Genomic DNA, 18,503 nt, shown 5'->3' with positions numbered 1-18,503 from the left:
GAGGAGAGAACGTGTCGGAAGTCAAGGTCCACCTGATCGGCGTCGAGGGCGAGGCTGAGCGGAGTGTGACCGAGACGACGACGATCGGGGAGCTGTTCGCCGGGATCTTCGGCCAGGACCGCTCCGCCATCGCCGCCCGCGTCAACGGTGAGCTGCGGGACCTGTCCCGGGTGGTCGCCGACGGTGACCGGATCGAGCCGGTCCTGGCGTCCTCCGAGGACGGCCGCGCGATCGTCCGGCACTCGACCGCGCACGTTCTCGCGCAGGCGGTGCAGGAGCTGTTCCCGGAGGCCAAGCTCGGCATCGGCCCGCCGGTCGAGAACGGGTTCTACTACGACTTCGACGTGCCGACGCCGTTCACGCCGGAGGACCTGACCAAGCTCGAGAAGAAGATGCAGCAGATCATCAAGGAGCGGCAGCGGTTCAGCCGCCGGGTGGTCTCCGACGACGACGCGCGCACCGAGCTCGCGAGCGAGCCGTACAAGCTCGAGCTGATCGGCATCAAGGGCTCCGCCGCGGACGCGGCCGAGGGCGCTTCGGTCGAGGTCGGCGGCGGCGAGCTGACGATCTACGACAACGTCCGGCGCGACGACAGCGTCGCCTGGAAGGACCTGTGCCGCGGCCCGCACGTGCCCGCCACCGGGTACCTCGGCAACTTCAAGCTGATGCGGACCGCGGCGGCGTACTGGCGGGGGAGTGAGAAGAACCCGCAGCTGCAGCGCATCTACGGCACCGCCTGGGAGTCGCGCGACGAGCTGAAGGCGTACCTGACCCGCCTGGAGGAGGCCGCCAAGCGCGACCACCGTAAGCTCGGCACCGAGCTCGACCTGTTCAGCTTCCCGGACGAGATCGGCTCCGGGCTCGCCGTCTTCCACCCGAAGGGCGGCGTACTGCGCAAGGTGATGGAGGACTACTCCCGCCGCCGGCACGTCGAGGACGACTACGAGTTCGTCTACTCGCCGCACATCACCAAGGGGCAGCTGTTCGAGACGTCCGGGCACCTGGACTGGTACGCCGACGGCATGTACCCGCCGATGCACCTCGACGAGGAGCGCGGCGCGGACGGGCAGCTCCGCAAGCAGGGCCAGGACTACTACCTGAAGCCGATGAACTGCCCGATGCACAACCTGATCTTCGCCGCCCGCGGCCGGTCGTACCGGGAGCTGCCGCTGCGGCTGTTCGAGTTCGGCACGGTGTACCGGATGGAGAAGTCCGGGGTCGTGCACGGCATGACCCGGGCGCGCGGCTTCACCCAGGACGACGCGCACATCTACTGCACCCGGGAGCAGATGCGCGACGAGCTGCGCAACCTGCTGACGTTCGTGCTCGGCCTGCTCGCCGACTACGGCCTGGACGACTTCTACCTCGAGCTCTCGACCAAGAACCCGGACAAGTTCGTCGGCTCCGACGAGGTCTGGGAGGAGGCCACCGAGACGCTCCGCGAAGTTGCCGAGGGCTCCGGTCTCGAGCTGGTCCCGGACCCGGGTGGCGCGGCCTTCTACGGCCCGAAGATCTCCGTCCAGGCCAAGGACGCGATCGGCCGGACCTGGCAGATGTCGACGATCCAGCTGGACTTCAACCTGCCGGAGCGGTTCGAGCTCGAGTACACCGCGCCGGACGGTTCCCGGCAGCGGCCGGTGATGATCCACCGGGCGCTGTTCGGCTCGATCGAGCGGTTCGTGGCGGTGCTGACCGAGCACTACGCCGGCGCCTTCCCGCCCTGGCTGGCCCCGGTCCAGGTCATCGGCATCCCGGTCACCGACGGGCACGTCGACTACCTGTACGACGTCGCGAAGAAGCTGAAGGCCCAGGGCGTCCGGGTCGAGGTCGACGCGTCCGACGACCGGATGCAGAAGAAGATCCGCAACGCCCAGAAGGCCAAGGTCCCGTACATGCTGATCGCCGGCGACGACGACATGGCCGCCGGCTCGGTCTCGTTCCGGTACCGCGACGGCTCGCAGAAGAACGGCGTACCGATCGCCGACGCGGTGGCGGAGATCGTCGAGGCCGTCGAGAAGCGCGTCCAGGTATGACGGAACACCCCGGCGCGCCCGAGTCGCCGTACGAGCCTGACGAACTGGTACGGCGCGACGGCGCCGGGGTGCCCGATCCGTTCATGCGGCTGTGGACGCCGCACCGGATGGCGTACATCGAGGGCGAGAACAAGCCGACCAGCTCCGAGGCGGGCTCCGGCTGCCCGTTCTGCCGGCTGCCGAGCCTGCCCGACACCGACGCGCTGATCGTGCACCGGGGCGAGGCGGCGTACGCCGTCCTGAACCTGTACCCGTACAACCCGGGCCACCTGATGGTCGTGCCGTACCGGCACGTGGCCGACTACACCGAGCTGACCGAGGCCGAGGTCGCCGACGTCTCGGCGCTGACCCGGCAGGCGATGCAGGCGATCCGCGCGGTGTCGGGCGCCCACGGTTTCAACATCGGCATGAACCAGGGCGAGATCGCCGGCGCCGGGATCGCCGCCCACCTGCACCAGCACGTCGTACCGCGGTGGACCGGCGACATGAACTTCATGCCGACGATCGCCCACACCAAGGTCCTGCCCCAGCTGCTCTCCGACACCCGCGCCCTGCTCGCGAAGTCCTGGCCGTGAAAGACCGATCGCCCTACCCCGCGACGGAGTAGGGCGATCGGTTGGACTCACTCGCCGGCGAGGTCCTGGCCGGCGAAGTTCTTCCAGAGGAAGTACGCCGGGTCGGTGAAGGTGCCGGCGGCCTTGCCGAGCGACTGGATCGTCGTCGCGGTGCCGTTGGCGTGACCCACGTGGTACAGGTAGCCGGAGCCGCTGTCCTTGTCGATCCCGAGCAGCAGCGTGCCGGTACCGCACGGGGCCGCGACCAGCGACTCGAAGCCCTGCCAGGTGGAGCTCCGGACCTCCTTCACCACGCCCGGGATGACCTGTCCGCCCGCGAGCGGCAGGTGCGCGGTGTAGAGCTTGCCGCTGGTGAGCGTCATCAGGAACGTGTCGTACGTCGAGGTCTGGCTGATCAGCGTCATCGCCTTCACACCGGAGTAGCCGGACTGCCAGCCGGTGACCTGCCTGCTCGGTACGCCGTTCTGGTACGAGACGTTGCGCCGGTACAGCGTGCCGTCGTTGTGCAGCGAGTACTCCGTGTCCCGCTGCGTGGTCGCGGTGACCACCGTCGACCGGTCGAGGGACCGGTACACGTCCCAGCCGCCACCCACCCGGGTGACCTGCTTCTGCGAGACGGCGCCCCCGCCGGCCGGCGTCAGGTACGACGTGTCGTACAGCGCCGGCCCCATGATCACCGGCCCGGTGTGCGCCTCGTCACCGGTGTCCGTGTCGCCGAACCGCATCGTCGCGCTCAGCCGCACCTGCCCGTCCGGGTAGATGTCCTTGGCAACGATCTTGTCGACGACCTTCGAGCCGTCGATCGCGAACGTCTGCAGCCGGTGGTCCCCACCGGCCGTCACCGAACCGACCTTGATGCTGCAGGTGGCGCCCGACGTGCTCGCGCCACCGGTGGGCTGCGCCGTGGCAAGACCGCCGGTCAGCACTCCCGCACTGAGCACCCCGGCCGCGATCATCCCGCTGTACTTGGCCCACTTGGTCATATGACCCACCCCCTGGTTGCTTGTCTTGGACAACGAGTGAGATGCGGCCATGACCGAAAAAGTTCGGCCCGACTCTCAGGAGCCGGGCCGAACCTTGGGAAACACCGGGTCTACTCGCCGAAGAGCAGCGGGTCGGAGTAGTTGCGCCAGGCGAAGTTCACCGGATCGGGGAACGTGCCCGGCACCTTCCCAAGCCCCTGGATGACGGTCGCCCCGTGGCCGACGGCGTACAGGTAACCGGCCCTGGTGTCCTTGTCGATGCCGAGGAGCAAGGTGCCGTAGTTGCCGCACCGGGCGCCCAGCATCGTCTCGAAGACCTGCCAGGTCGAGGTCCTGACGCGCTTGACGACCGGCTTCATCGGCGAGCTGGTCGGGATGCGCACCGTCAGCAGGGCACCGTCGCGGGCGTTCATCAGGAACGTGTCGTACGTCTTGGTCTGGCTGATCAGCGCCATGCTCTTCACCCCGGCGTACCCGGTCGCGGAGCCGCTGGCCCGCCAGATCTGCCGGCCGTTGTCCGGGATCAGGTTCCACCGGCGCAGCGTGCCGTCGGGTGCCAGGCCGTAGCCGGTCTGCCGCTCGGTCGTCGCCGTCAGCAACACCCGCGACCGTTCGACAGCACGGTATCCGCCCCAGCCCCAGCCGGCCCGCTGCCAATGCGCGGCGATGCCGTCGCTGACAACCGCGTACTGGCCGTCGTACAGCGTGTTCTCGACATCGACCACCAGTCCGCTGTGGTTGATCTCGGGATTCTCCTCGCCCCGGCCCTTGAACCAGCTGCTGCTGAGCCTGACCCGGTTCGCCGGCCACAGGCCCTTCGCGATGGTCCGGTTCTCGGTCCGGGTGATCGGCCTGGTCGAGGCGAAGGTCTGGATCCGGTGATCGCCACCGGCGGTCATCGCCCCGGCCGAGATCCGGCAGGCAGCCGTCGCCGCGGCCGTCGTGTCCTGCCGCGCCGCCGCGGGTGCGGTCGTCAGCAGTCCGGTGGTGAGCACTCCGGCGGCCAGCAGCGCGCCGGTCTTCGACAACTTGCTCATGCGTTCCCCCTCACTCGCCGGACAGCGGCGGGTCGTTGAAGTGGGTCCAGCTGAAGTACGCCGGGTCGGTGAAGGTGCCCGGCGCCTTGCCGAGGCCCTTGATCGACGTGGACAGGCCGTTGGCGTGGCCAAGCGAGTACAGGTAGCCGTTGCCGGTGTCGCGGTCGATGCCGAGGACGACCGTGCCCTGACCGCACGGTGCCGCGACGAGGGTTTCGAAGACCTGCCAGGTCGACAGGCGAACCCGCTTCACCTCGGGCTGGATGATGTGGCCGCTGACCACCGGGAGCCGCGCGGTGTAGAGCCGTCCGGTGGTGTGGGTCATCAGGAACGTGACGTACGTCGACGTCTGGCTGATCATCGCCAGCCCCTTCACCCCGCGGAAGTTCGACGCCCAGCCGTCCATGTGGCGGTAGACCCGGCCGCCGGCGTCGGTCTTGACGGTCCGGCGCTCGAGCTCGGCCCCGTCGTTGGTCAGCGACCACTCGGTGGTCCGCGGCCCGTACGACGACCGGTCGAGGCTGCGGTAGTTCGACCAGCCCGGCCCGACGCGGGTCAGCACCTTCTGCGACACGGTCCCGCCGCCGGCCGGTGTCCGGTACGAGAAGTCGTACAGCACCGAGCCCAGGACCACCTGGCCGGTGTGCAGTTCCGAGCCTTCACCGAGGCCGTAGCGGACCGCCGCGCTCATCCGCGTCTGGCCGTCGGCGAAGACGTCCTTGGCGACGATCTTGTCGGTGACCTTCGTGACGGGTGCCGTCGCCGTGAAGGTCTGCATCCGGTGATCGCCGCCGGCGGTGACCGAGCCGACCGAGATCCTGCACGGCGCCGTCGTCCCGCGCTGCTCCGCCGTCGCCGTGCCGGTCGTGAGCAGTCCTGTGGTGAGCACTCCGGCGGCCAGCAATCCGCCGTACCTGAGCATCGTGCGCATGTACCACCACCCCCAATGATGATCGATGCTGGTTGGATGCCGGACTGGTCCGGAAAGTTCAGCGCAGGAACAGCGGCAGCAGCGGGTCGACCAGATTCGTCAGGGTGGCGAGCGGGACCTCGCGGGACGGGTTGGTCAGGGCGGTCACGCGGACCACCCGGCGGCCCTGGCGGAAGACGAGTTCGCCCGCCTCGGGGAGGTAGTACCCGGGCTGGCCGATCGGCGCGAGCCGCGGCGGCGGGACCCGCTGCGCTTCCGGGATCGACGCCTGGCCGAACGCCTCGACGATCGCCACCGTCGCGTCGTACGTCCCCCAGATACAGGTCAGCGCACCCCGCACCCGATAGTCCCGCCGGAGCTGTGCGCGCAGCTGGATGAACCGCTCCGCCGCCGCGTTCGACAATTGGCACGTCTCGTCCGACTGCCGCGCCGGCCGCAGGTTCCCCGGTACGGCGTCCCGCGCGGCGAAGGCGACCGCGACAGCCGACGCCCGGTCGATGCCGCTCGCCGTACTGCGGTCGATCCCGCCCAAGGCCGTCACCCGCACCGCCCGGTCGCCCGCGCGGAACACCAGCCGGGAATCCGCCCGCAGCGCCTCGGGCCCGAGCTCCGGCACCGCGGCGACGGCTCCGGCGCCGCGCATCAACCGGCCCAGCGCGTCCGGCTGGGCGGGCAGCGCGCTGACGCCGATCGTGACCGCGCGGCCGCCGACGAGGAGCGTGCACAGGTCCATCGCCGGGAGACCGCCGTCGTTCCAGGAGTAGGGCTTCGCGGTGACCGGCACGCGCAGCTCGGCGGTGAGGCGGCGCGTGGTCGCCGTACACACCTGCGGTCCGGGCGCTCCCGCCGTACCGTCGAGGCCCTCGGGCTGCGGGGGAGCGACCGCGGTGGGGACGACCGTGGTGGGGCGGACGGGGTCGGGGGCGGTGCCGTTCGCGCGCTGGGCGACGGTGCACCCGCTGCTGCCCAGGAGGAGGACGAGCACGCCCACGAGCACCCTGTGGCGCATGCCGACCACCTCCTCACTGCCTCCAGGATCTCTCTGGACTACGATCGCGTCGCCATGCTTAACAGATTCCGGCAGTTCTGGACCAAGGTGATCACGCCGATCGCCACCCTCCTGCTCAAGCTCGGCGTGAGCGCCGACATGGTCACGCTGGTGGGCACCATCGCTGTGTCCGCCGGAGCGCTGATCTTCTTCCCGCGCGGCCAGCTCTGGATCGGCGTGCTGGTGATCACCTGTTTCGTGTTCTCCGACCTGATCGACGGCTACATGGCCCGGACCTCGGGGACCTCGTCGAAGTGGGGCTCGTTCCTCGACTCGACGCTGGACCGGATCGCCGACGGCGCGGTCTACGGCGGCCTGGTGATGTTCTACGCGAACTCGCAGGCCGGCGACTCGACGCTGATGGCCGCGGTGACACTGTGGGCGCTGGTGATGGGCGCGGTCACGTCGTACGCCCGGGCGAAGGCGGAGAGCCTCGGGCTGAAGGCGAGCGGCGGGCTGGCCGAGCGTGCCGACCGGCTGGTGTTCACGCTGATCCTCGCGTTCTTCTCCGACCTGTTCGACCTGCCGATCCTGCTGCACATCGTGATCTGGTACGTCGCGGCGGCGAGCACGATCACCGTCGTCCAGCGCTGCCTCTCGGTCCGCAAGCAGGTGCTGGCCGACCCGGACAACGCCGGCCTCGACACCCCGCCCGCCACCCCGCCGGCGGAGCCGAAGAACGACTGACTTGATGGACGGTCTCCGGCACCGGGTGGTCGACCTGGCTTTCGCGCTCGCCTGGACCCTGGTACGGCGCCTGCCCGAGCGAACGGTCAGCTGGCTGTTCAGGCTGGCCGCGGACCGCACCTACCGGCGCAACGGCCGCGGCGTACGGCGCCTGCGCGGCAACCTGGCCGCCGTACGCCCGGACGCCGGCGAGGCCGAGCTGGATGCGCTCACCCAGGCCGGCATGCGCTCGTACCTGCGCTACTGGCAGGAGGCCTTCCGGCTGCCGGAGTGGAGCGCCGAGGAGATCGTCAGCAGCGTGCGGACGGTCAACGAGAAGCTGCTGCGCGACGCGTACGCCGCCGGAAACGGCGTCATCTGCGCGCTCCCGCACCTCGCGAACTACGACCATGCGGGCGCCTGGGCCGGCCTGACCGGCATGCCGGTGTCGACGGTTGCCGAGCGACTGAAGCCGGAGTCGCTGTTCGACCGCTTCATCGCCTACCGCAAGAAGCTCGGCATGGAGGTGCTCCCGCTCACGGGCGGTGCCGATGACGTAACTGGCGTACTGGCGGATCGTCTGCGGGCCGGCGGCTTCGTGTGCCTGGTGGCCGACCGCGACCTGTCCGAGCGCGGCGTCCCGGTGACGTTCTTCGGCCGGCCGTCCCGGATGCCGGTCGGCCCCGCCGCGCTGAGCCTCAAGACCGGTGCGCCGCTGATCCCGGCGACCCTGCACTACGACGGCCCGGACCTGGTGATCACGTTCCACGACGCGATCGAGCCCGACGGCGGGGCGGCGGCGATGACCCAGCGCTGCGCGGACGCGTTCGCGGCCGGCATCGCCGCGCACCCGCAGGACTGGCACATGCTGCAGAGGATCTTCCTCGACGAGTGACAAGACGGGTGACAATCGTCCCGTGAGGATCGGTGTCGTGTGCCCGTACTCGCTGGGCACACCCGGCGGGGTGCAGAACCACGTCCGCGACCTCGCCGAGGCGCTGCTCGCGGTCGGCCACGAGGTCTCGGTCCTCGCCCCGGTCGACGACTCCGGCGACGTCCCGCCGTACGTCGTCTCGTCCGGACGGGCGGTCGGCGTGCCGTACAACGGGTCGGTCGCGCGGGTGACCTTCGGTCCGCGGACCGCGGCGCGGGTGAAGAGCTGGCTCGCGGAGGGGGACTTCGACGTCGTCCACGTCCACGAGCCGACCACGCCGAGCGCGTCGATCATCGCGCTCTGGTCCGCCGAGGGCCCGTTCGTCGCGACCTTCCACACCTGGCAGGTGCGGTCCCGGGCGATGAGCGTGGCGGCCGGTCTGCTGCGGCCCGCGCTGGAGAAGATCGACGCCCGGATCGCGGTGTCCGAGAACGCCCGATCGATGATGGTGCAGCACATCGGCGGCGAGGCGGTGGTGATCCCGAACGGGCTCTACACCGCGCGCTTCAAGGGCAGTCCGCGGCCGGAGTGGATGGGTGAGGACGGGACGGTCAGCTTCCTCGGCCGCCTGGACGAGCCGCGCAAGGGCCTCGCCGTGCTGCTGGCCGCCGTACCCGCGTTGCTGGCCGAGCGACCCCGGCTGAAGATCCTGGTGGCCGGATCCGGACACCCGGACGAGGCGCGGCGGTCGCTGCCCGCGCGGTACCACGACAACGTGCTGTTCCTCGGCGCGATCGACGACGAGGCCCGCGCCGACATGCTGGCCGGGTCGGACCTGTACGTCGCCCCGCATCTCGGCGGCGAGAGCTTCGGGATCGTGCTGCTGGAGGCGATGGCCGCGGGCGCGCCGGTGCTCGCGAGCAATCTGCCCGCGTTCCGCCAGGTGCTGGACGGTGGGCGGCTGGGGGAGTTGTTCCCGCGCGGTGACGTCGGTGAACTCGTGTCCCGCGCGCTGCGCCTGCTCCGTCGCCCCGACGAACGCGAGCAGCTCCGCTCCGCGGGCCTGGCCGCCGTACCGAAGTACGACTGGTCGGTCCTGCTGCCCGAGCTGCTTTCCGTCTACGAGCTCGTCGCCCGCCGATAGCGGTCGGCCAGCCGCTCGAGATACGCCGTCAGCTCCGGCGGCGCGTCCCGTACGACGAAGTCCACCTCGAGCAGTCCCAGATTCAGCGCCAGGCTCTGTACGGTGTCGGAGCCCGTCTGCAGCAGGCAGCTCTCGTCGTCGATCGGCTCGATCACGCCGACCGCCGCCGGCAATCGCTCTGCAAGCACCGCCGCGCGGACGGCGACGACGACCGTCGCCCGGTAGCGCCAGGCCGCGGCGGACACCCGGCGCGACACGTACGCCGCCACGTCGCCGTCCTCGGGGAGCGGGCGCGGGCCGAACCGCGGACCGGTCGGGATCCGCGGCCGGACCCGGTCGACGCGGAACGTCCGCCAGTCCTGCTTGTCGAGGTCGAAGGCGACCAGGTACCAGCGCCGCCCCCAGTTGACCAGCCGGTGCGGCTCCGCCCGCCGCAGCGTCTCGGAGCCGGCGTGGGACAGATAGTCGAAGCGCAGCTGCTCGCGGTCCCGGCACAGCGCCGCCAACTGGGTCAGCAACTCAGGATCGACCTGTGGTCCCGGCTCGTCCGGTGGCACCTGGACGGTGTAGCTCGCGAGCGTCTGCACCCTGCGCCGCAGCCGCGACGGCAGCACCTGCTCCAGCTTGGCCAGCGCCCGGAGGGACATCTCCTCGACTCCGGCGACGCCGGCGGCCTTGCGCAACCCGATGACCACCGCCACGGCCTCGTCGTCGTCCAGCAGCAGCGGTGGCAACGAGGCGCCCGCGCCGAGCCGGTAGCCGCCGACCGAGCCGCGGGTCGCGTCGACCGGGTAGCCCAGCGAGCGGAGCCGCTCGACGTCGCTCCGGACGGTCCGCGGGCTCACCTGCAACTTCTCCGCCAGTTCGGCGCCGGTCCAGTCGCGTGGCGACTGCAGCAACGTCAGCAGCTTCAGCAGTCGCGCCGAGGTCTCGATCATGCCCGAAAGTCTCGCAGACCATTAGGAAGCTAACTCGCCTAATGGCGATTTAGCGTGAAGCCATGATGAACAACACCGAGATCCGACCCTTCCGCATCGACATCCCGCAGGCCGAGCTCGACGACCTGCGCGACCGCCTCGCCCGTACCCGGTGGGCGAACGAGCTCGAGCTCGACTACACCGGCGCCGTCCAGACCGGCCCGCTGCCGCCGGAGTGGGAGTACGGCGTACCGCTGTCCTACGTCCGGCGCCTCGCCGACCAGTGGCTGACGTCGTACGACTGGCGGAAGTGGGAGGAGCGGCTGAACTCCTACCCGCAGTTCGTGACCGAGATCGACGGCCAGAACGTGCACTTCTTCCACGTCCGGTCCGCGGACCCGGACGCGATCCCGCTGGTCCTGACCCACGGCTGGCCGAACACCTCGCTGGAGTACCTCGACCTGATCGAGCCGCTGACCGCGCCGCGGAACGGCGAGCAGGCGTTCCACCTGGTCATCCCGACGGTCCCGGGCTTCGGGTTCTCCGGCCCGACGCGCGACCGGGGCTGGAACAGGTACCGGGTCGCGGCCGCCTGGGCGGAGCTGATGAGCCGCCTCGGTTACGAGCGGTACGGCGCCCACGGCAACGACGGCGGGTCCTACGTGTCGCCCGAGGTGGGCCGCGTCGATCCGGAGCACGTGATCGGCGTCCACGTCACGCAGCTGTTCTCGTTCCCGAGCGGCGACCCGGCCGAGCTGGAGAACCTCACCGAGGAAGAGCAGGGGTACCTGCAGTTCCTGCAGTACTTCAACGAGAACCTGGGCGCGTACGCGAAGCTCCAGGAGCAGGCGCCGCAGAACATCGCGCACGCGCTGGCGGACTCGCCCACGGGCCAGCTGGCCTGGATCGCCCAGCTGCTCAGCAGCTGCAGCGACGAGCACGTCCTGACCAACGCGACCATCTACTGGCTGACCAACACCGGTGCGTCGTCGGCGCGGTTCTACTTCGAGGACAAGCACGCCGACCACCCGAAGGAGCCGACCACCGCGCCGACCGCGCTGGCGAGCTTCGCCTTCGACTTCCGGCCGCTGCGCCGGTTCGCCGAGCGGGACCACGCGAACATCGTGTCCTGGCACGAGTTCGAGCGCGGCAGCCACTGGGCCACCCAGGACGCGCCGGACCTGCTGGTCCAGGACCTCCGGGAGTTCTTCGGGTCTCTCAAGTGAGTTCGGCGACCGCCCGGACCGTCGTCAGGGTGGCGTAGCCGTCGGTGAGGAGAGCCAGGTCGGTGCCGCGGTCCGCGCGGGCCCGGTTCTCCTCGACGGAGGTCCGGACGAAGTCCTCGCCGGCCTCGGCCACCGCCATCTGCACCTGGCCGAACTTCGCGAGTGCCGCCGTCGCGAGTCCCCGTACCTCGTCCGCCGGCCGGTCCGGGACGTTCAGGTTGAGGACGAACCCGTCGTTCAGGTCTCGCAGCCGGGGGATGAGCTCGCGGACCCAGGCCGCGGCGGTCGGCCAGTGGTGTGCCGCGTCGCTGCTCTCGTCGAGCACCTGCAACGCGTTCCCGCCCGCGGACGCGCTCAGCGGCGAGAGCACGTCCAAGGACGCCGCGAGGGCGGGCATGCCGTAGGCGGCCGCCGTGAAGGCGGCGCCGACCGTGCCCGAGTGCAGGATCGCCCGGCCGGCGTTGGCGCCGCGGTTGATCCCCGAGAGCACGAGATCGGGCGCCGGTCCGAACGTCTCGAGGGTCGCCAGCACCACGATGTACGCCGGTGAAGCGGCCACGCCGTACGCCGGGATACCGTCGAAGCCGGCCGACGGCTGCCGCGAGATCGGAACGCGGCCCTGCTTGAGGTAGGCGCTCATCGCGGCGCTCGCACCGCTGGCCTCCTCGGCCGGGGCGGCGACCACGACGTCCAGGCCGGCTTGCTGTGCGGCCTCGGCGAGGGCCCGCAGGCCGGGGGCCTTGATGCCGTCGTCGTTCGTGATCAGGACTCTCTGGGTCACGACTGCTCCAGCGGTTCGAGCTCGACATGCTTGACCAGTTCGGCGATCGCGTCGGCGCGACCCGATCCCAGACCGTGCCGCGTGATGTTGAGCGTGCCGGCTGCGGCGCCGGTCCGGATCGCGTCCAGCAGGTCGCCGCCGCCCGCCAGGACGGCGACCACGCCCGCCGTCATCGAGTCGCCCGCGCCCCGCGGGTCCCGGACGCTGAGATCCGGAACGTGGACGCGGTAGCAGCCGTCGGTCAGGATCGCGATCGCGGGCTTCTCGGCGCGGCTCACCACCACGTTCTCGGCGCCCCGCGCCCGGAGCTGCTGGGCCGCGGCGACCAGTGCGTCCTCGTCGTCCTGGTCGGCGAGGCCGTCCTCGTCCAGCTGCTCGTCGCTGACCTTCACGAACATCGGCTTCGCCTGCAGTACGGCGTCCAGGTCCTCGCCGGCGAGGTCGGCGGCGATCGGCGTGCCGTTGCGTTGCAGGTCGGCGCCGAGCCGCGCGTAGGTGTCGGCCGGCACCAGCGACGGGTCCGCCGGCCCGCTCAGCACGCACAGGCCCGCTCGCAGGCCTTCTGCCAGGGCGAGGGTGTGCAGCTCGTCGCGCTCGTGCCGGCCGAGCGCCGATCCCGCGTGCTCGGCGACCACCACGCGCTCGCCGTCGTGGCGGTCGTGCACGTACCAGCCGCTGTCGGTGTCCCGGCGGATCAGCTTCAGGTCCAGGCCCTCGGTCTCGAGCCGGGACGCCAGGACCTGCCCGACCTCGCCGCAGCCGACGGTGGCGCAGAAGGTGACCGGGACGCCGAGCGCGCAGATCATCCGTGCCTGCCAGAACCCCTGGCCCCCGGCGTGCAAGTGCAGCTCCGGGGCGTCCTCGGTCCGTTCCACCGTCACCGTGAGCTGCGGCAGCGGTGCGAACACCATCGCGTTGTCGCTCATCGAACTCCCTGCGGGGTCGCCGACTGTCGCCGTACCGGTACCCAGCGGGGAGCACGAACCTCACATCAGCTTGTCGCTGACCGCCTTGATCTCGTCCAGGTCGCCCGAGTGCGGCTGCCAGGGGAGCACCATCGGGTCGTCCGGGTAGCGGGGGATCACGTGCAGGTGGGTGTGGAAGACGCTCTGCCAGGCGTCCGCTCCGATGCAGCTGAGCAGATTGGCCCCGGTGGCGCCCTCGAGACGCTCGGTCACCCGCGTGACCATCGACTGGGCGAGCAGGAAGGCCGCGGTGAGGTCCTCCGGCGCGGCCTCGCGCAGGTCGGCCGAGTGCGCGCGCGGGATCACCAGCAGGTGCCCGGGCGTCGCCGGTGCGATGTCCATGAAGGCGATCGCCCCGTCGGTCTCCGCGACCCGCGTGGAGGGGATGTCACCGGCCACGATTCCGCAGAAGATGCAGTTCTCGCTCATCCGGACAGGCTATACACTGCGCGAGCCGATTCCTGCCTGATCCTTGCCGCCACTAGGAGCCCGATGCCGGACGACCTGCTGCGCCCGACCATCGGCGCGGGCGTGAACATGGCCGTGCGCCCCTGGCGGCTGATGTCGCAGGCCTACGTCGCCTTCTTCGGCGGCGTGCTCGCCTCGACGGTTGTCGCGTACCTGAACTCCGGGCGGCTCGGCGTGGACGCGGGCAGGCGCCGTCTGATCCTGCTCACCGGCCTGGCCGGCCAGCTGGGCGTGATCGGTGTGTTCCTGGCTTTGTACGACGACGCGTCCGGAGTGACGTACGGTCTGCGGCTGAGCCTCCGCGTGACGGCCGTGCTCTGCTGCCTGGTGCAGCTGCGGCTGCAGCGCCCGATGGACCGCGCGTTCCAGCTGCGCGGCGCGGACTACGGATCCCTGTGGGGTGTGGGGATCGCGGCGACGATCGGCGGCGCGATCGTCGAGATCCTGATTCTCTTCCTGGTGACGGTGGTGTTGTGAGCGAACCGAGTGAGACCCGGCTGCAGATGGCCGCGCACTGGCTGCAGATCGGCCGCCCCGAGCGGGTGCTCGACGAACTCCAGGGCCTGTCCGGCGACGCGGCCGTCGACTACCGCGCGTACCTGTTCCGCGGGGCCGCCCTGCACTCGCTGGACCGCAACGCCGAGGCGGTCGACGTACTGCGGGACGGTCTGGCGCTGCACGGTCCGTTCCCGGCGATGCTGCACGTGCTGGGCGCGTCGCTGCGGTCGGAGGGCCGGCTGCCGGAGGCCGAAGCGGCGTTCTTGCAGGGTCTGAGCCTCGACCCGAACGACCCCGACCTGCTGATCGGCTACGCGCACGTCTGCCTGGCCGCCGGGCAGGCGGAGAAGGCGAGCGCGCTGGTCGAGCGGGCCGCGTCCCAGGCGCCGGAGAGCGCGGCTGTGTCGGCGGCCCGCGCGCAGGTGGCGTTCGCGCTCGGCAAGGACCGGGACATGTACCGGCACAGCACCGAGGCGCTGTCCCACGACCCGGAGGACCCGCACGCGCGGGCCCTGCACGGTACGGCGTCGATGCTCACCGGCGACGCCCGCGGCGGGTACGACTCGCTGCGCTCCGCCGCCGCCTCGCAGCCCGGTGACGAGGACCTGCGCGCCGCCGCCCGGGAGGCGAAGCTGTACAACCACCCGCTGATGGTGCCGCTGCGGCCGTTCGCCCGGTTCAACCCGCTGGTGGTGTGGATCGGCGCCGTCGCGATCATCTACGGCCTCCGCGTCGCGGGCCTCGGACCGCTGTCGTTCGCGTTCGCCATGTTCTGGCTGGGGTTCTGCGTCTACTCCTGGGTGGTACCCCCACTCGTACGCCGCTGGATCAATCGGAAATGGGGCTCATGACAGTATTGATGCCGCGACTCCGTCGCGGCGGGTCATGGGGCTGGTGCTCCCGGTCTTCCCTCGTCGCTCCGGTCGCTTCGCTCCCTCCGCTCCTCAGTCCAGACCGGGAGGCCCCATGACCAGGGACCGGATCGAGGCGCTGCGCAAGGCGGTCGACGCGAACCCGGACGACGTACTGCTGCGGCTCGTCCTCGCGGAGTCGCTGACCGCGGCCGGGGAGACCGAGGAGGCGCTCGACCAGTACGTCGTACTGCTGGATCAGCAGGGACTGCCCGACGACCAGTTCGTACCCGTCGGTGAGCTGGCCGCGGCGAACGGGCGGCTCGCGCTGCTCCGGAGCCTGCTCGAGGCGGCCCGGCTGCGCGGCGTGGTCGAGGGCACCGGGCGGCTGCAGCAGCTGGTCGACGGCATGATCGCCGAGCGCAGCGGCGTCCGGATCAAGGTCGGCCCGGAGAGCGAGTCCGAGTACGACGTCGCGGACGCCGTGCAGGAAACGTCGACGTTCGACCAGGTCGGCGGGATGGAGGAGATCAAGCGGGTCATTCACCGGATGGTGATCCTCCCGCAGAGCCGGCCCGAGCTGTACGAGAAGTACGGGCGGAAGTCCGGCGGCGGCGTGCTGCTCTACGGGCCGCCCGGCTGCGGCAAGACGCTGCTCGCCCGGGCGACCGCGGGGGAGTGCGGGCTGCCGTTCGTTAACGTCCGGATCGAGGACGTGATGGACCCGTACCTCGGGGTCTCGGAGCGGAACCTGCACGCCGCGTTCGAGCGGGCCCGCGCCAACGGGCCGTGCGTGCTGTTCCTCGACGAGCTCGACGCGCTGGCGTTCGCGCGGCACAAGCACGGCGGGTCCGAGGCGCGGCGGTTGGTCGACGTTCTGCTGCAGGAACTGGACGCGATCGGCTCCGAGAACGACGGCCTGCTGGTGCTCGCCGCGACCAACGCGCCGTGGGACGTGGACGAGGCGATGCTCCGGCCGGGCCGCTTCGACCGGGTGATCTTCGTCCCGCCGCCGGACGAGCCGGCCCGCGCGGACATCCTGACCGTGCTGACGAAGGACGTCCCGGCCGACGGTCTCGACCTGAAGGCGCTCGCCGGGCAGACGCCGATGTTCAGCGGCGCCGACCTGCGGGCGCTGATCGAGCGCGGCGTGGACAAGGTGATCGACGAGGCGCTGTCCACCGGCGGCGAGCCGCCGCTCGCCTTGCGGCACCTCACCGACGCGCTCGCCGCGGTGAAGCCGTCGACGCTCGACTGGCTCCACCGCGTGCGCTCGTACATCGAGTTCGCCAACCAGAGCGAGCGCTACGACGACGTCGCGGCCTACCTCAAGTCCCGCGACGTCCGCCGCCGCCTCAACAAACCTTAGGCGAGCTTCGCGGCGACGGACTCCGGCATCGGTTCGTAGCGGGAGAACTCGCGGCTGAACGTTGCCGCGCCGTGTGACAGGGACCGGAGGTCGATGGTGTAGCGGGTGATCTCCACCTGCGGCACCTCGGCCTTCACCAGGGTCCGGTTCTCGCCGACCTTGTCCGTGCCGAGCAGCCGCCCGCGGCGCCCGGACAGATCGCTCATCACCGCGCCGACCAGCTCGTCCGGCACCAGCACCGAGACCAGGTCCACGGGTTCGAGCATCGAGACCCGGGTCGCGGCCGCCGCCTCCCGGAGCGCCAGCCCGCCGGCCATCTGGAACGCCATGTCGGACGAGTCGACGCTGTGCGCCTTCCCGTCCAGCAGCGTGACCCGGATGTCGACCATCGGGTACCCGGCCGCGACACCCTTCTCCATCTGCGCCCGGACGCCCTTCTCCACACTCGGGATGAACTGCCGCGGCACCGCGCCGCCGACCACCTTGTCGACGAACTCGAACCCGGTGCCCTCCGGCAGCGGCTCGACCTCGATGTCGCAGACGGCGTACTGCCCGTGCCCGCCGGACTGCTTCACGTGCCGGCCGTGCCCCTTGGCCGACCCGCCGAACGTCTCGCGCAGCGGCACCCGGAGCTCGACGGTGTCCACGGTCACGCCGTACCGGTTCGCCAGCGCGTCCAGCACGACGTCCGAGTGCGCCTCGCCCATGCACCACAGCACGATCTGGTGGGTCTCCGGGTTCTGCTCGATCCGCAGCGTCGGATCCTCGGCCGCCAGCCGCTGCAACCCGACGCCGAGCTTGTCCTCGTCGGTCTTGGCGTGTGCCTGGACAGCGATCGGCAGCAGCGGTTCCGGCATGTTCCAGGGCTTCAGCAGCAGCGGGTCCGCCTTGCCGGACAGCGTGTCGCCGGTCTCCGCCCGGCTCAGCCGGCCGATCGCGCACAGGTCGCCGGCGACCACCTGGCCGGCCGGTCGCTGCGTCTTCCCGAGCGGGAACGACAGCGTGCCGATCCGCTCGTCCTCGTCGTGGTCCTCGTGCCCGTGCGAGGTGCCGTTGTGGTCACCGAAGAACGACGTGAAATGGCCCGACACGTGAACCGTCGCGTCGGGCCTGATGGTGCCGGAGAACACCCGGACCAGGCTGACCCTGCCGACGTACGGGTCCGACGTCGTCTTCACCACCTCGGCGAGCAGCGGGCCGTCGGGGTCACAGACCAGGCCCTTGCGGGCGACCCCGTGCGGCGTGAAGACCTCGGGAATGGTGTGCTCGGGCGGCGACGGGAAGCCGCTGGTGATCACCTCGAGCAGCTCGAGCGTGCCGACGCCCGACGCGCTGCAGACCGGGATCACCGGGAAGAACGACCCGCGCGCGACCGCCCGCTCGAGGTCCTCGATCAGCACCTTCTGGTCGATGTCCTCACCGCCGAGGTAGCGGTCCATCAGCGACTCGTCCTCGGACTCCTCGATGATGCCCTCGATCAGCGAGCCGCGCAGTTCCTCGATCTGGTCGCCGTACGACGGATCGGGCGCGGCCGTGGAGCGCTTGCCGTCGGCGTCCTCGTAGTACGACTGGGACAGCAGCCCGATCAGCCCGGGACCGGCGGGCAGGTAGAGCGGCAGCACCTTGTCGCCGAACGCCGCCTGCGCGGTGTCGAGCGCGTTCTGGTAGTTCGCCCGGGCGTGGTCGAGCTTGGTGATCACGACAGCGCGCGGCATCCCGACCTCGTCGCACTCCTGCCAGAGCGTCCGGGTCGGCTCGTCGACGCCCTCGCTCGCCGAGATCACGAACAGCGCGCAGTCCGCGGCGCGCAGCCCGGCCCGCAGCTCGCCGACGAAATCGGCGTACCCCGGGGTGTCGATCAGGTTCACCTTCACGCCGCCGTGCGGCAGCGACGCGAGCGACAGGCCCACCGAGCGCTGCTGCCGGATCTCGGCGTCGTCGAAGTCGCACACCGTGGTTCCGTCGACGACGGTGCCGGGTCTGTTCAGGACTCCGGAGGCCACCAGCAGGGCCTCGACGAGGGTGGTCTTGCCGGCGCCCGACGGGCCGACCAGGACCACGTTGCGGATGGCGGCCGGGCTGTCCACAGCGGGCGCGGCTCCGGTGCCTTGGGAAGTGTTCGTCTTGTCTGCCATGA

Annotated in this window: 18 protein-coding genes; 9 read left to right on the top strand and 9 right to left on the bottom strand. The window is 70.8% G+C overall.

The features are described 5' to 3' along the window. Positions 1–11: 11 nt before the first annotated feature. Positions 12–2,033: a threonine--tRNA ligase gene (gene thrS, locus ABN611_RS34605; protein WP_350276506.1), complete on the top strand. Its 2,022-nt coding sequence runs from the start codon at positions 12–14 to the stop codon at positions 2,031–2,033. Then, positions 2,030–2,608, top strand: coding sequence for an HIT domain-containing protein (locus ABN611_RS34600; RefSeq protein ID WP_350276505.1), 579 nt, complete (start codon positions 2,030–2,032; stop codon positions 2,606–2,608). Before thrS ends, ABN611_RS34600 begins: the two co-directional genes overlap by 4 nt. Before the next feature lie 47 nt (positions 2,609–2,655). Here ABN611_RS34600 and ABN611_RS34595 read toward each other — a convergent pair whose 3' ends face one another. The 4 genes from ABN611_RS34595 to ABN611_RS34580 form a co-directional block, all read right to left on the bottom strand. Next, positions 2,656–3,591 (bottom strand): hypothetical protein, encoded by a 936-nt coding sequence (locus ABN611_RS34595; RefSeq protein WP_350276504.1) that lies wholly within the window; start codon positions 3,589–3,591, stop codon positions 2,656–2,658. Positions 3,592–3,701: 110 nt separating this feature from the next. Next, a complete protein-coding gene (locus ABN611_RS34590; RefSeq protein ID WP_350276503.1) occupies positions 3,702–4,628 on the bottom strand; it encodes a hypothetical protein in 927 nt (308 codons plus the stop codon). A 10-nt stretch (positions 4,629–4,638) separates the two neighbouring features. Next, complete coding sequence (locus tag ABN611_RS34585; RefSeq protein ID WP_350276502.1) at positions 4,639–5,559, bottom strand: hypothetical protein; 921 nt, start codon at positions 5,557–5,559, stop codon at positions 4,639–4,641. Positions 5,560–5,617: 58 nt separating this feature from the next. Then, positions 5,618–6,568, bottom strand: coding sequence for a hypothetical protein (locus ABN611_RS34580; protein ID WP_350276501.1), 951 nt, complete (start codon positions 6,566–6,568; stop codon positions 5,618–5,620). A 54-nt stretch (positions 6,569–6,622) separates the two neighbouring features. Between ABN611_RS34580 and pgsA the strand changes: the two genes are divergently transcribed. From pgsA to ABN611_RS34565, 3 genes are read left to right on the top strand one after another with little or no spacing between them, the layout of a single operon-like run. After that, positions 6,623–7,294, top strand: a complete 672-nt coding sequence (gene pgsA / locus ABN611_RS34575) for a phosphatidylinositol phosphate synthase (RefSeq protein ID WP_350276500.1) — start codon at positions 6,623–6,625, stop codon at positions 7,292–7,294. A 4-nt stretch (positions 7,295–7,298) separates the two neighbouring features. After that, a complete protein-coding gene (locus tag ABN611_RS34570) occupies positions 7,299–8,168 on the top strand; it encodes a phosphatidylinositol mannoside acyltransferase (protein WP_350276499.1) in 870 nt (289 codons plus the stop codon). A gap of 22 nt (positions 8,169–8,190) precedes the next feature. Further along, the gene (locus ABN611_RS34565) at positions 8,191–9,291 is read left to right on the top strand and encodes a glycosyltransferase family 4 protein (RefSeq protein WP_350276498.1); all 1,101 of its coding nucleotides are present in this window, start codon (positions 8,191–8,193) and stop codon (positions 9,289–9,291) included. On the opposite strand, the gene ABN611_RS34560 is transcribed toward ABN611_RS34565, so the two are convergent. Further along, positions 9,267–10,229, bottom strand: a complete 963-nt coding sequence (locus ABN611_RS34560; RefSeq protein WP_350276497.1) for a WYL domain-containing protein — start codon at positions 10,227–10,229, stop codon at positions 9,267–9,269. The two genes, ABN611_RS34565 and ABN611_RS34560, sit on opposite strands and share 25 nt — an antisense overlap. A 62-nt stretch (positions 10,230–10,291) precedes the next feature. Between ABN611_RS34560 and ABN611_RS34555 the strand changes: the two genes are divergently transcribed. Continuing rightward, positions 10,292–11,434 (top strand): epoxide hydrolase family protein, encoded by a 1,143-nt coding sequence (locus tag ABN611_RS34555; protein WP_350276496.1) that lies wholly within the window; start codon positions 10,292–10,294, stop codon positions 11,432–11,434. Here the strand turns inward: ABN611_RS34555 and ABN611_RS34550 are convergent. The 3 genes from ABN611_RS34550 to ABN611_RS34540 are packed head-to-tail and all read right to left on the bottom strand — an operon-like array spanning position 11,427 to position 13,609. Further along, positions 11,427–12,215, bottom strand: coding sequence for a 5'/3'-nucleotidase SurE (locus ABN611_RS34550; protein WP_350276495.1), 789 nt, complete (start codon positions 12,213–12,215; stop codon positions 11,427–11,429). The genes ABN611_RS34555 and ABN611_RS34550 overlap by 8 nt on opposite strands. Then, entirely contained in the window at positions 12,212–13,141 is a 930-nt protein-coding gene (locus tag ABN611_RS34545; protein WP_350276494.1) for a PfkB family carbohydrate kinase, read from the bottom strand. The genes ABN611_RS34550 and ABN611_RS34545 overlap by 4 nt, the downstream gene beginning before the upstream one ends. Positions 13,142–13,201: 60 nt before the next feature. Further along, positions 13,202–13,609 (bottom strand): HIT domain-containing protein, encoded by a 408-nt coding sequence (locus ABN611_RS34540; protein ID WP_350276493.1) that lies wholly within the window; start codon positions 13,607–13,609, stop codon positions 13,202–13,204. 63 nt (positions 13,610–13,672) lie between these two features. On the opposite strand from ABN611_RS34540, the gene ABN611_RS34535 reads away from it, so the two are divergent. The 3 genes from ABN611_RS34535 to ABN611_RS34525 all read left to right on the top strand — a co-directional run bounded on the left by ABN611_RS34535 (position 13,673) and on the right by ABN611_RS34525 (position 16,366). Then, the gene (locus ABN611_RS34535; RefSeq protein ID WP_350276492.1) at positions 13,673–14,125 is read left to right on the top strand and encodes a hypothetical protein; all 453 of its coding nucleotides are present in this window, start codon (positions 13,673–13,675) and stop codon (positions 14,123–14,125) included. Next, a complete protein-coding gene (locus ABN611_RS34530; RefSeq protein ID WP_350276491.1) occupies positions 14,122–14,997 on the top strand; it encodes a tetratricopeptide repeat protein in 876 nt (291 codons plus the stop codon). The genes ABN611_RS34535 and ABN611_RS34530 overlap by 4 nt, the downstream gene beginning before the upstream one ends. A 115-nt stretch (positions 14,998–15,112) precedes the next feature. Continuing rightward, complete coding sequence (locus tag ABN611_RS34525) at positions 15,113–16,366, top strand: tetratricopeptide repeat protein (RefSeq protein ID WP_350276490.1); 1,254 nt, start codon at positions 15,113–15,115, stop codon at positions 16,364–16,366. Here ABN611_RS34525 and ABN611_RS34520 read toward each other — a convergent pair. Next, positions 16,363–18,501 (bottom strand): elongation factor G-like protein EF-G2, encoded by a 2,139-nt coding sequence (locus tag ABN611_RS34520; protein ID WP_350276489.1) that lies wholly within the window; start codon positions 18,499–18,501, stop codon positions 16,363–16,365. The genes ABN611_RS34525 and ABN611_RS34520 overlap by 4 nt on opposite strands. Positions 18,502–18,503 lie beyond the last annotated feature (2 nt).

Source organism: Kribbella sp. HUAS MG21, assembly GCF_040254265.1.
Lineage (GTDB): Bacteria > Actinomycetota > Actinomycetes > Propionibacteriales > Kribbellaceae > Kribbella.
Note: the sequence above shows the minus strand (reverse complement) of the source record. Positions and strands in the feature narration are given on the sequence as shown.